Genomic DNA, 12,068 nt, shown 5'->3' with positions numbered 1-12,068 from the left:
TTTGCGAAGGTTCCGATGCTGTTGTCCGCCGATCCAACGCCTTGTCGTCACGTAAGGTCAATGGCGTTGGCATAAGAGCGGGAGGCGAGCGACCGTGCCGAAACCGGTGGTTCCGGAGGAGAGGCGACGCCGTCGCCGCCCCACCAGAAGCGGCACCGTGCTGTCCGAGCGGCTCATCGTCGACACCGCCCTGCGCATGCTCCGCGAACACGGCAGCGCGGGCCTCACCGCCCGCCGCCTCGGCCTCGCCCTGGACGCCGACCCCAGCACCCTCTACCGCTACTTCCGCGGCATGGACGACCTCACCCTCGCCATCGGCGACGCCCTCATCGGCCAGGCGCTGCACGGCTGGCAGCCCACGGGGGAGTGGCTGCCGGACCTGCGAGCAATAGGCCTGCGCATCCACGCCGTGTACGTCGGCCACCCCCAGGCCGCAGTCCTGACCGCCAGCCGCGTCACGGGCCGCGCCAACGAACTCGCCGCCGACGAGGCCATCCTCGACGTCCTGCGCAGGGCGGGCTTCCCGCTGCCGGAGACGGTACGGATCTACCACGCCTTCATCGACCAGACGCTGGCCTTCGCCGCCCTCGACGCCGCCTCCCTGGCCCTGCCGCGCGCCAGCCTCACCGCCGACGAGGACATGTGGCGCTCGACCTACGCCCGGCTGCCCCGCACCACCCATCCCCGGATCGCCGAGGCGGCCCCGCTGCTGGCCGCCCGTATGGTCGCCAGCGCCTATCCGACGGCCCTCGACATGCTGCTGGACAGCGCGGCCCGGACGCTCGCCGCGAACGGCCCCGGCAGCGCCGACGGCTCCTGTGATATTGAAAGCTGAGCCGATTGGATGTAACTAGCAACCGGGACACCCGTGGACCCCAGCAACAGCAGCACCGGCAACGACTCGGACCCGCAGCCGACCGCGCCCCCGGACGAGCCCCGCCCGCACGGACGCCGCTGGGCCATGGACACCCGCCCCCTGCGCCACCCCGCCTACCGCCGCCTGTGGTCCTCGACCGCCGTCACCGCCGTCGGCAGCCAGCTCACCGCCGTCGCCGTGCCCAAGCAGATCTACGACATCACCGGCTCCTCCGCCTGGGTCGGCTACGCGAGCCTCGCCGGACTGCTGCCCCTGGTCGTGTTCGCCCTGTGGGGCGGCGCGGTCGCCGACAGCATGGACCGCCGCAAGCTGATGCTGATCACCAACGCCGGTATCGCGGTCACCTCGCTGCTGTTCTGGATCCAGGCCTTCGTCGGCCTCGACTCGGTGGCGACCCTGATGGTCCTGCTCGCCCTCCAGCAGGCCTTCTTCGGCCTGAACTCACCGGCCCGCAGCGCCGCCGTCGCCCGGCTGGTCCCCGAGGAGGAACTCGCCGCCGCGAACGCCCTCGGCTCGACCGTGATGCAGACCGGCCTGGTCACGGGCCCGCTCCTCGCGGGCACCCTGATACCCGTCATCGGTCTCGCCGAGCTGTATCTGATCGACGCGTTCGCCCTGTGCGTCGCCCTCTGGGCCGTCGTACGGCTGCCCGCGCTCCCGCCGTCTCCGGCGGCCTCCCGGAAGGCGGGCCCGCGCGAGGTGCTGGCCGGGTTCCGCTACATCGCCCTGCACAAGGTGCTCCTGATGTCCTTCCTCGCGGACATCGTCGCCATGGTCTTCGGCATGCCCCGCGCCCTGTTCCCGCAGCTCGCCGCCGAGACGTACGCCCCCTACGGGGAGGGACTCGCCCTCGGGCTGATGTTCGCCGCGATTCCGGTGGGCGCGGTGGTCGGCGGGCTGTTCTCCGGCACGTTCTCGCGGGCTCGGTGGCACGGCTGGATGGTGATCGGAGCGGTCGTCGCCTGGGGGCTGGCGATCACCGGGTTCGGGCTGAGCACCAGCCTGTGGGTCGCGGTGGCGTTCCTGGTCGCCGCCGGGATCGCCGACATGGTCTCCAGCGTCTTCCGGGTGGCGATCCTGCTGTCGGCGGCGACCGACGAGATGCGCGGCCGGATGCAGGGCGTGTTCACGGTCGTCGTCGTGGGCGGCCCCCGGCTGGCCGACCTGCTGCACGGCACCACGGCGTCCGCCCTCGGCACCCGCACGGCCGTCGCGGGCGGCGGACTCCTGGTTGTCGCCGTCACCCTGGCCGTGACGGCCGCGATGCCGGCGCTGCGCCGCTACCGCGTCTGAGCGGCGAGCCGGGCGTTCCTCACCCGTGCCCCCGCTTGTGCAGGGAGAAGTGCTCCATCAGCCGGCCCCGTGTCAGCTCCAGCCGATGGGCGAGGATCTCCGCGATGATCCGCACGAGCTGCAGCCCGAGGGCCGGTTCCTCCTCGCAGAGTTCGAGCACCGCGTCGGCATCGAACTCGTACGCGCGTACGGGACTGAAGGCCTCGGCGCCGAAGTCCCACTGGTGGGGCGGGAAGAGCCAGGACCAGCCGAGCAGATCGCCCGCGCCGAGGCTGGCCACGGTGACCCGCTGGACCGGTGTCACCTGCTGCACCAGGGAGACCGCGCCGGAGCGGACCACCCAGAAGCGGTCGGCGGTGCCGCCCGCCTCGAAGATCGTCTCGTCCTCGGGGAAGGACACCTCGGTCGCGAGGGCCAGCAGGCGCTCACGGCGGGGCGGGGGCAGGGCGGTCAGCAGCTTTGTCGCTTTGGTCATGAGCAGGGCTCCTCGCCGGCGATCTGGATGCTTCCCCTACCCCCATTTGAGCCGTTGCGGACGTGCCGGGCACCTCGGCGACGGGAACGAACCGATTTTTTGACACGAGAGGACATAAGAAGGCCCTGGCTGGACGGGGGAGACCAGCCAGGGCCGTAGGTGGTGGCACACGGAGGGCGGTCGCCTCGCGGCGAAAGGCTCCATGGGGCTTCAGCCGAACGATCTTCCCCATGGGCTATAGGTAGGGCCCGGGGACACTGTCCCCTCCGCAGCCACGTAGACAAGAACGGCCGGCCTCCCTCGGTTGTTCCGCATCGACTCCCCGACAGGCCGTGATCCACGTCACGTGCCGTTACGGGCTGCTCAGGCCTCCGACACCTGGGCGATCAGCGTCTGCAGATGCAGCCCCCGACGGGCGTCCAGCTCACCCGGGACACCGGTGCGTACGGCGGTCGCGAACTCGCGGCGCAGTACCGGCCAGGTCTCCTCGTGGTCGAGCGACTCACCGTCGAACACCAACTCCGGTCCCGAACCGAAGAGTTCGACACGGACGATGCCCGGTGTCACGTTCACCGAACCGGACAGGGAGGCCTGGCTGACCGCGCCGTTCTCGTGCTCGCAGGTCAGCTCGATCCAGCGGCGCGTATCCCCGGCCCCGCGCACCCGTACGATCCGGCCCACGGCCGCGTCGAGCAGATCGAGGACGTGCGGCCCCAGGTCGAGCAGTGCGCCGTGTTCGAGCCGCCACGGGGTCGAGAACGCCCCGCCCAGGAAGGCACCGCTCAGAAACGCCGCCCGCGCGCCGAACACCTCCGACTCGCGCGCCGCCGCCAGGAAGCGGCGCGTCTCGGGGTGGTAGCGGTTGGTCAGGGTGACCTGCGAGACGACCCCGGCCTCCTCGATCGCGTCCACCAGCCGCCGGGCCGCCCCGAGATCCTCGGCGATCGGCTTCTCCAGCAGCAGCGCCTTGCCCGCCTTCGCGGCGCGCAGGGCCAACTCGGCCTGTACGGCGGGCGGTACGGCGAACGCCAGTGCCTCGCAGGAGTCGAGCAGTTCCTCGAACCGGGCGGCGACCGGAGCCCCGTAAGGCGCCGCCGTCTCCTGCGCGGCCTCCGGGCGGCGGGCCCAGACCCCGGCCAGCTCGGTCTCCGGCCCGGCGGCCAGCACGCGCGCGTGCACCCACTGCGCCCAGGGTCCGGCGCCGACGAGTCCGACCTTGACGGGTGCGTGCGACCACGGTGCGTTGGTACTGGTCACGACAGGGTCCAATCCGTACGGGAGGGCCGATACGGAGATCACTGTGCGGGCCCGCCCGCCGTACCGTCAACCGGCGTCCGCGCTGTCTACGGACCGTGCGCTCAGCGGAACATGTTGTCGGCGTCCTCCCAGCGCGCCAGCTCCTCCGCCGCCGGGTTCGGCCGGGGGATGGGCGCCCGGGCCTGGTACATCGCCTCGATCTCGACGGCGTAGTGCCGCACGATCGCGTCCCGGCGCAGCTTCATCGACGGGGTCAGCAGACCGTTGCTGAGGGCGAAGGGTTCGCCGAGGACCCGGAACACCCGGATCGACTCGGACCGCGACACCGTGCTGTTCGCGGCGGCGACGGCCCGGCCGATCTCCTCCCGCAGGGCGTTCTCCTCGCGCGCCTGCCGTTCCGGGGCGTCCTCCTGGAGGGTGAGCGAACCCCGCCAGTGGGCCAGGAACTCCGGGTCGAGGGTGATCAGGGCGCCCACGCACGGCCGGTTGTCGCCCACGATCACCGCCTGGTGCACCAGCGGATGCACCCGCAGCCGCTGCTCCAGGGCGGCCGGCGCGACGCTCTTGCCGCTGCTGGTGATGATGATGTCCTTCTTGCGCCCGGTGATCGTCAGATACCCGTCCTGGTCCAGCCGCCCGAGGTCCCCGGTGGCCAGCCAGCCGGTGTGCAGTGCCTCGCGGGTGGAGGCGTCGTCGTTGATGTACCCCTGGAACACGGAGGCGCCGTACACGAGGATCTCGCCGTCGTCCGCGACCCGGATCTCCGAGCCGGGCAGCGCCTGTCCGACCGTGCCGAACTTCTCCCGGCCCACGGGCTGGGCGGTGATGCCGCCGCTGGTCTCGGTGAGGCCGTAGCCGTCGTGGACGAGGATGCCGATGCCCGCGTAGAACAGGGCGAGTTCACGGTTGAGGGGCGAGCCGCCCGACACCGCGCCGCACACGCGACCGCCGAGGGCGGCACGGAGTTTGCGGTACACCGTCCGCTCGTACAGGGCGTGCTGAAGCCGCAGGTCGAAGCCGGGGCCGGAACCGGTGCCCAGCCGCTGTCTCTCGACCGCCGTCGCGAAGTCCCGGGCGGTGGCGACGGCCCGCTCGAAGAGGGTGCCCCGGCCGGCCTTCTGGGCGGCGCGCAGGAAGTTCTTGTAGATCTTCTCGAACACCGACGGCACCGCGTACAGATACGTCGGCCGGAAGGACAGCAGCGCCGACGACAGCGCCTCGCCGCTGAGGTCGGGCTCGTGGCCCATCAGCATGCCGCCGCGCAGGCACAGGCCCTGGATCATCAGGCCGTACACGTGCGAGAAGGGCAGGAAGGCGAGGACGCTGGGCTGCTGGCCGGGCGGGGCCGCAGTGTGCCGCCAGCCCGCGAGGAGGGTGTCGCAGGGGCTGGCCAGGTTGCGGTGGCTCAGGGCGCAGCCGCGGGGATGCCCGGTCGTGCCGGAGGTGTAGGCGATCACCGCGGCCGAGTCAGGCAGCACGATCCGGCGCAGCGAGTCGACGGTGGTCATCGGCACCTCCCGCCCCAGCTCGACGAGTTGGGTGAGGGCGCCGTCGTCCAGCTGCCACACATGGCGCAGCAGGGGCAGCGAGGTGCACACCGAGCCGACGGTCATCAGGCCCTGTTCGTCCTCGACGACGACCGCGCTGCACTGCGAGTCGGAGAGGATCCAGGCGACCTGGTCGCGGGAGGAGCTCGGGTAGATCGGCACGACCTCGGCGCCCACCGCCCACAGGGCGTACGAGAGGACCGTCCACTCGTAGCGGGTACGGGCCATGATGGCCACGCGGTGGCCCGGTGAGATGCCGGAGGCGATGAAGCCCTTGGCGAGATCGACCACCTCGTCGCGCAGTTCGGCGGCCGTCACCCGGGTCCACTCCGGCTTGGCCGGGTCGGGGCGGCGCGCGATCTGAGGCATGTCCGGTGTCCGCAGCGCCGTGTCGAAGACGCTGTCGGCGAGACCGCCTGTCATGGGTGCGGTGGTGGGGGGAGCGAGGGCGAAGTCGCGCATGCGCTGCTCCTGGATCGTACTGGCTGTGACCGCGCCGACGAGTGGAGTTATCGACGGTGAACGAATCTAGCTCAGGTGACGGACGTTGTTGTCGGGAACTGTGAACTCGCCTTCCCCGAAGACGTTTCGGAACACGCTTTCCGCGACATCGGTTCCCGTCACCTCATCCGCGCACCGGCGCCAGCCACACCGTGGCGAGCGGCGGCAGCGTCAGCTCGACACCCGACGAACTGGCCTTCACCGGCCCGGAGTTGCGGACATCACCGCCTCCGTAGCGGGCGGCGTCGGTGTTGAGGACCTCCTGCCAGGCGGGCACCGAGCCGGGCACGTCGAGACGGTAGCCGTGCCGGACCACGGGCGAGAAGTTGCTGATCGCCAACAGGGGCGTCCCGGCCGCGTCATACCGCAGGAACGCGAAGACGTTGTCCTCGGCGGCGTCCCCGGCCACCCACCGGAAACCGGCGGGGTCGGTGTCGAGCTGCCAGAGGGCGGGGGTGCGCCGGTAGACGGTGTTGAGATCACGGACGAGATCGCGCACACCCCGATGGTCGGCCCCGGCCCCGTACTCCGCGTCCAGCAGCCACCAGTCAGGGCCGTCCGCCTCGGACCACTCGGAGCCCTGGGCGAACTCCTGGCCCATGAAGAGGAGTTGCTTGCCGGGATGGGACCACATGAAACCGAGGTACGCCCGATGGTTCGCTCGTTGCTGCCACCAGTCGCCGGGCATCTTCGACACCAACGACCGCTTGCCGTGCACGACTTCGTCGTGGGAGATGGGGAGTACGTAGTTCTCGCTGTACGCGTACACCATCGAGAACGTCATCTCGTGGTGGTGGTACCGGCGATGGACCGGCTCGTGCCCCACATATCCGAGCGAGTCGTGCATCCAGCCCATGTTCCACTTCAGCCCGAAGCCGAGCCCGCCGCTGTCGGTCGGCCGGGTCACCCCGCCCCACGCGGTGGACTCCTCGGCGATCGTCATGACCCCCGGCACCCGCCGGTACACGGTGGCGTTCATCTCCTGGAGGAAGGCGACCGCGTCCAGGTCCTCCCGCCCGCCGTGCACGTTAGGCGTCCACTGCCCGGAGTCGCGCGAATAGTCGAGGTAGAGCATCGAGGCGACGGCGTCCACCCGCAGCCCGTCGAGATGGAACTCCTCGCACCAGTACACGGCGTTGGCGACCAGGAAGTTGCGAACCTCGGTCCGCCCGAGGTCGAACTCGTAGGTCCCCCAGTCCGGATGCTCGGCCCGCCGCCAGTCACCCGGCTCGTAGAGCGGCTCCCCGTCGAACCGGGCCAACGCCCACTCGTCCTTCGGGAAGTGCGCCGGAACCCAGTCCAACAGCACACCGACCCCGGCCCGGTGCAGCGAGTCGACCAGATACCGGAAGTCGTCGGGGGAGCCCAGTCGCGCCGTCGGGGCGTAGTAGGAGGTGACCTGATACCCCCAGGACCCGCCGAAGGGATGCTCGGCGATCGGCATCAGCTGCACATGCGTGAAGCCCAAGTCCCGGACGTACGCGGGAAGTTCGTCGGCCACCTGACGATACGTCAACCCGGGCCGCCAGGACGGCAGATGGACCTCGTACACGGAGAACGGCTCCTCGTGCACGGCACTGCCGGACCGCTGCGCCAGCCACTCCTCGTCGCCCCACTCGTAGTCGGAGACGGCGACGACGGACGCCGTCGCGGGCGGCACCTCGGTGCGCCGGGCCATCGGGTCGACCTTCATCACCCGGCCGCCGTCCCGCGCCACGACCTCGAACTTGTACCGCTCGCCCGCACTGATACCGGGCACGAACAGCTCCCACACCCCGGAGGAGCCGAGTGAACGCATCGGATACGCCGTGGCGTCCCAGAAGTTGAAGTCCCCGGCCACCCGGACCCCGCGTGCGTTGGGCGCCCAGACGGTGAACCGGGTGCCGGTGACGCCTTGGTGGGTCATCGGCTCGGCGCCGAGCGCCTTCCACAGCTCCTCGTGCCGCCCCTCGCGGATGAGACGCAGATCCGGCTCACCGAGCGCGGGCAGGAAGCGGTACGGATCCTCGACTTCCGACGTGCCGTCCTCGTACGCGACTCGCAGCGTGTAGCAGGGCAGCCCGGGGAAGGGGAGCACGGCGCTGAAGAACCCGCCGCCGTCGTCGTCCAGCGCGCACGCCATCCCGTCCACGACCACGCTCACGCCACGCGCCCGCGGACGCAGGGCACGGAAGACGACCCCGCCGCCCGGCGCGGGATGCGCACCGAGCAGCCCGTGCGGGTCGTGATGGGTGCCGGAGAGCAGGCGCTGCCGCTCGTCGGCGTCCCACAGGGCGTCCGGTCTGCCCAGGGAGGACGGGTCGGGGAGGGCGGAGTCGTGCAGGGCCACAGCGGTCAGCCTCCTCGGACGGCGAGTCGCTCGATCGCCGCCATCGGGACGGGGAGCCAGTCGGGACGGTTCCGTGCCTCGTACACGACCTCGTACACGGCCCGGTCGGTCTCGTACGCGCGCAGCAGCCCGGGGACGCGGCGCGGATCCCAGCCGGCCCGGGCCGCGTACCCCGCGCAGTAGGCGTCCCGGCAGTGCCGCGCCCACTCGGTGCGCCACGGACGGCGCGTACGGGCGGCGTAGTCGAAGGAGCGCAGCATCCCCGCGATGTCCCGCACCGGCGACTGGGCGCTGCGGCGTTCGGAGAGGGGGCGGGACGGCTCACCCTCGAAGTCGATCACGAACCAGTCCCCGCCGGAACCCCCGGAGCGCAGCACCTGCCCGAGGTGCAGATCACCGTGGACGCGCTGCGCGTCCGGCCCCGCGTCGAGTCCGGCCGACGCGTCGAAGGCGGCCCGCAGCCCCCGGGCGTACGGCCGCAGCGCAGGCACATGGCGTACGGCGGCATCGAGCCGCTCGGCCATCGCCGCCGCCGTACGCGTGTCGTGCCGCAGGCTGCGGGTGTCGCCGGGGAAGGCGCTCGCGAGGGCCAGGTGTACGTCGGCGGTGGCGCGGCCCAGCTCGTGGGCCTCGTCGGTGAACGGGTGCCCCGATGCGAGGGCGCGCAGGGCGAGCGTCCAGCCGTCGGAGGCGCCGGGCAGGTACGGCTGGAGCACCCCGAGGGTCGCGTCCTGCGGCAGGTCGGTGCCGAACCAGGCGGCCGGGGCGGGGACCCGGGCACAGCCCTGGCGGGCGAGGGCCGCGGGCACCTCCAGGTCGGGGTGGACACCCGGCTGCACGCGTCGGAGCACCTTCAGGATGAACGAGTCGCCGTACACCAGCGAGGAGTTGGACTGCTCGACGTCGAGGAGCCGCGGGGCGAGCCCGGCGGGCACGGTGACCCCGGGGTCGGCCTCGAAACGCAGCGGGCCCGCCGTGCCGGGGCGCCGGAGCCGCTCCAGCAGCAGCCCCGCCGCCCGGGGGTCCTGGAGGGCGTCGTAGATCAGCATCCCGGCCAGGGGCCCCTCGCCCGCACGGCCGATGAGTGCCCGGCGCAGGTGGGGCGACATACGGTTCCGTACGCCGAGGAGCAGCTGGTAGCAGTCGCCGGGCGGGGGAGTGCCGCCGGGGGTGGGGACGGGGGTGTGCCCGGTGCGGACGAGCAGATGCAGACAGCCCGGGAACAGCTCGGTCATCGACAGCAGAGCCAGGTCCGTGACGGGCCGGTCCTTGCCCGCGAACCAGCGCTGCTGGGGCAGCCATTCGCGCAGCGGCCCGCCGAGCGAGGCCAGCGGCCGGACGAGGTCCGTCCTGCCCGGGCGAAGAGATGCGGTCTTCGGCATGGTCACGCGTCCTTTCGCGGGCACACACTCACGGTCGTCGGGCAGAGCGTGGGGCGACTCGGGTGAGCCGGAACCAGTAGAAGCCGTGGCCTGCGAGGGTGAGCAGGTAGGGGAGTTCGCCGATGGCGGGGAAGCGGACTCCGCCGATGAGTTCGACGGGGTGTGCGCCGCTGAACGCCCGTAGGTCGAGTTCGGTGGGCTGGGCGAAGCGGGAGAAGTTGTGGACGCACAGGACGAGGTCGTCCTTGTATTCGCGCAGGAAGGCGATGACGGCCGGGTTGGAGGAGGGGAGTTCGGTGTAGGAGCCCAGTCCGAAGGCGGGGTTCTGTTTCCGGATCTCGATCATGCGCCGGGTCCAGTGCAGGAGCGAGGACGGGGACGACATCGACGCCTCGACGTTGGTGACCTGGTAGCCGTAGACGGGGTCCATGATCGTGGGGAGGAAGAGACGGCCCGGGTCGCAGGAGGAGAAGCCCGCGTTCCTGTCCGGGGTCCATTGCATGGGGGTGCGGACGGCGTCGCGGTCGCCGAGCCAGATGTTGTCGCCCATGCCGATCTCGTCGCCGTAGTAGAGGATCGGCGAGCCCGGCAGGGACAGCAGGAGAGCCGTGAACAGCTCGATCTGGTTGCGGTCGTTGTCCAGGAGCGGGGCGAGGCGGCGGCGGATGCCGATGTTGGCGCGCATGCGGGGGTCTTTGGCGTATTCGGCCCACATGTAGTCGCGTTCTTCGTCGGTGACCATTTCGAGGGTCAGCTCGTCGTGGTTGCGCAGGAAGATGCCCCACTGGCAGTTGGAGGGGATGGCGGGGGTCTTGGCGAGGATCTCCGAGACGGGGTAGCGCGATTCGCGGCGGACGGCCATGAAGATGCGGGGCATGACGGGGAAGTGGAAGGCCATGTGGCATTCGTCGCCGCCGCTCTGGAAGTCGCCGAAGTAGTCGACGACGTCCTCGGGCCACTGGTTCGCCTCCGCCAGCAACACCGTGTCCGGATACATCGCGTCGATCTCGCGCCGGACCCGCCGCAGGAACTCATGAGTGCGCGGCAGGTTCTCGCAGTTGGTGCCCTCGGCCTGGTAGAGGTACGGGACCGCGTCGAGACGGAAGCCGTCGATGCCGAGGTCGAGCCAGAAGCGCAGAGCGGCCAGAATTTCCTCCTGCACGGCCGGGTTCTCGTAGTTGAGGTCCGGCTGGTGGGAGAAGAAGCGGTGCCAGTAGTACTCCTTGCGGACCGGGTCGAAGGTCCAGTTGGAGGCCTCGGTGTCGACGAAGATGATCCGCGCGTCCTGGTACTGCTTGTCGTCGGCGGCCCAGACGTAGTAATCCCCGTACGGGCCCTCAGGGTTGCTCCTGGACTCCTGGAACCACGGATGTTCGTCGCTGGTGTGGTTCATGACGAAGTCGATGATGACGCGCATGCCGCGTTGGTGGGCGGCGTCGACGAATTCGACGAAGTCGGCGAGGTCTCCGAATTCGGGGAGGACGGCGGTGTAGTCGGAGACGTCGTAACCGCCGTCCCTCAGCGGTGACTTGAAGAAGGGGGGCAGCCAGAGGCAGTCGATGCCGAGCCACTGGAGGTAGTCGAGTTTGGCGGTGAGGCCTTTGAGGTCGCCGACTCCGTCGCCGTTGCTGTCCTGGAAGGAGCGGACGAGGACTTCGTAGAAGACGGCGCGTTTGAACCATTCGGGGTCCCGGTCCTTGGCGGGAGTGTCCTCGAAGGTGTCCGGGACGGGATCGTTGACGGTCACGGTGTTACTGGCCTCCAGTCGAATACCGCAGCAGGTGAAAGACGTGTGCCGGCGCCCTGCCCGGCTCCAGACGTACGTAATTGGTCCGGCCCCAGTGGTAGGTCTCGCCGCTCAACTCGTCGTGCGCCGTGAGGGAATGCCGTGTGTCTTCCCGCTCGTCCAGGCCGAGTTGCGGCATGTCCAACGAGACCGTCGCCTCCTGGGTGTGGTGGGCGTCGAGGTTCACGACCACCAGCACGGTGTCGTCGCCGGAACGTTTGCTGTACGCGATCACCGCTTCGTTGTCGGTCCGGTGGAAGTGCAGATTCCTGAGCCGGTGCAGAGCGGGATGGGCACGTCTGATCCGGTTGAGGGAAGTGATGAGCGGGGCGATCGACAGCCCGTTCCGCTCGGCCGATTCCCAGTCCCTGGGCCGGAGTTGGTATTTCTCGGAGTCCAGGTATTCTTCGCTGCCCTCGCGCAGAGGGGTGTTCTCGCAGAGTTCGTAGCCGCTGTAGACGCCCCAGGTGGGGGAGAGGGTGGCGGCCAGTACAGCGCGGGCCTCGAAGGCGGGACGCCCGCCCTGCTGAAGGTACGCGTGCAGGATGTCGGGCGTGTTGACGAAAAAGTTCGGGCGCATGTACGCGGCTGTCTCGCCGGCCAGTTCGGTGAGGTAGTCGG

Annotated in this window: 9 protein-coding genes; 2 read left to right on the top strand and 7 right to left on the bottom strand. The window is 70.4% G+C overall.

The window, feature by feature from the left end; all coding sequences use genetic code 11:
• Window positions 1-94: 94 nt before the first annotated feature.
• Both CW359_RS24990 and CW359_RS24985 read left to right on the top strand, forming a co-directional pair.
• Window positions 95-835 (top strand): TetR/AcrR family transcriptional regulator, encoded by a 741-nt coding sequence (locus CW359_RS24990; protein WP_105972364.1) that lies wholly within the window; start codon window positions 95-97, stop codon window positions 833-835.
• Between the two features lie 33 nt (window positions 836-868).
• The gene (locus CW359_RS24985; RefSeq protein WP_105972363.1) at window positions 869-2,170 is read left to right on the top strand and encodes an MFS transporter; all 1,302 of its coding nucleotides are present in this window, start codon (window positions 869-871) and stop codon (window positions 2,168-2,170) included.
• Between the two features lie 19 nt (window positions 2,171-2,189).
• Here CW359_RS24985 and CW359_RS24980 read toward each other — a convergent pair whose 3' ends face one another.
• From CW359_RS24980 to CW359_RS24950, 7 genes are all read right to left on the bottom strand, one after another.
• Entirely contained in the window at window positions 2,190-2,645 is a 456-nt protein-coding gene (locus CW359_RS24980; protein WP_105972362.1) for a cyclic nucleotide-binding domain-containing protein, read from the bottom strand.
• A 363-nt stretch (window positions 2,646-3,008) separates the two neighbouring features.
• Window positions 3,009-3,902 carry a Gfo/Idh/MocA family protein gene (locus CW359_RS24975; protein WP_105972361.1) on the bottom strand — a complete coding sequence of 298 codons (894 nt, stop codon included), beginning with the start codon at window positions 3,900-3,902 and terminating at the stop codon, window positions 3,009-3,011.
• A 101-nt stretch (window positions 3,903-4,003) separates the two neighbouring features.
• Window positions 4,004-5,911 carry an AMP-dependent synthetase/ligase gene (locus CW359_RS24970; RefSeq protein WP_105972360.1) on the bottom strand — a complete coding sequence of 636 codons (1,908 nt, stop codon included), beginning with the start codon at window positions 5,909-5,911 and terminating at the stop codon, window positions 4,004-4,006.
• Between the two features lie 163 nt (window positions 5,912-6,074).
• Window positions 6,075-8,279 (bottom strand): 1,4-alpha-glucan branching enzyme, encoded by a 2,205-nt coding sequence (gene glgB, locus CW359_RS24965; protein WP_105972359.1) that lies wholly within the window; start codon window positions 8,277-8,279, stop codon window positions 6,075-6,077.
• A 5-nt stretch (window positions 8,280-8,284) separates the two neighbouring features.
• The gene (locus CW359_RS24960) at window positions 8,285-9,661 is read right to left on the bottom strand and encodes a maltokinase N-terminal cap-like domain-containing protein (protein WP_105972358.1); all 1,377 of its coding nucleotides are present in this window, start codon (window positions 9,659-9,661) and stop codon (window positions 8,285-8,287) included.
• A 28-nt stretch (window positions 9,662-9,689) separates the two neighbouring features.
• Window positions 9,690-11,408, bottom strand: coding sequence for a maltose alpha-D-glucosyltransferase (treS, locus tag CW359_RS24955; RefSeq protein ID WP_105972357.1), 1,719 nt, complete (start codon window positions 11,406-11,408; stop codon window positions 9,690-9,692).
• Window positions 11,409-11,412: 4 nt separating this feature from the next.
• Window positions 11,413-12,068: alpha-glucosidase C-terminal domain-containing protein (locus CW359_RS24950; protein ID WP_157968633.1), on the bottom strand; the 656-nt coding region annotated here is incomplete at its 5' end.

The sequence above is a fragment of the Streptomyces geranii genome, from assembly GCF_002954775.1.
GTDB lineage: Bacteria > Actinomycetota > Actinomycetes > Streptomycetales > Streptomycetaceae > Streptomyces > Streptomyces geranii.
The sequence above is the reverse complement of the archived record's forward strand: the minus strand, read 5'-3'. Positions and strand labels throughout refer to the sequence as shown.

Excerpts from the sequence above, each read along its gene's own strand:
- CW359_RS24980 (WP_105972362.1), bottom strand. The coding sequence starts at position 2,645 with ATGACCAAAGCGACAAAGCTGCTGACCGCCCTGCCCCCGCCCCGCCGT.
- CW359_RS24970 (WP_105972360.1), bottom strand. The coding sequence starts at position 5,911 with ATGCGCGACTTCGCCCTCGCTCCCCCCACCACCGCACCCATGACAGGC.
- CW359_RS24960 (WP_105972358.1), bottom strand. The coding sequence starts at position 9,661 with ATGCCGAAGACCGCATCTCTTCGCCCGGGCAGGACGGACCTCGTCCGG.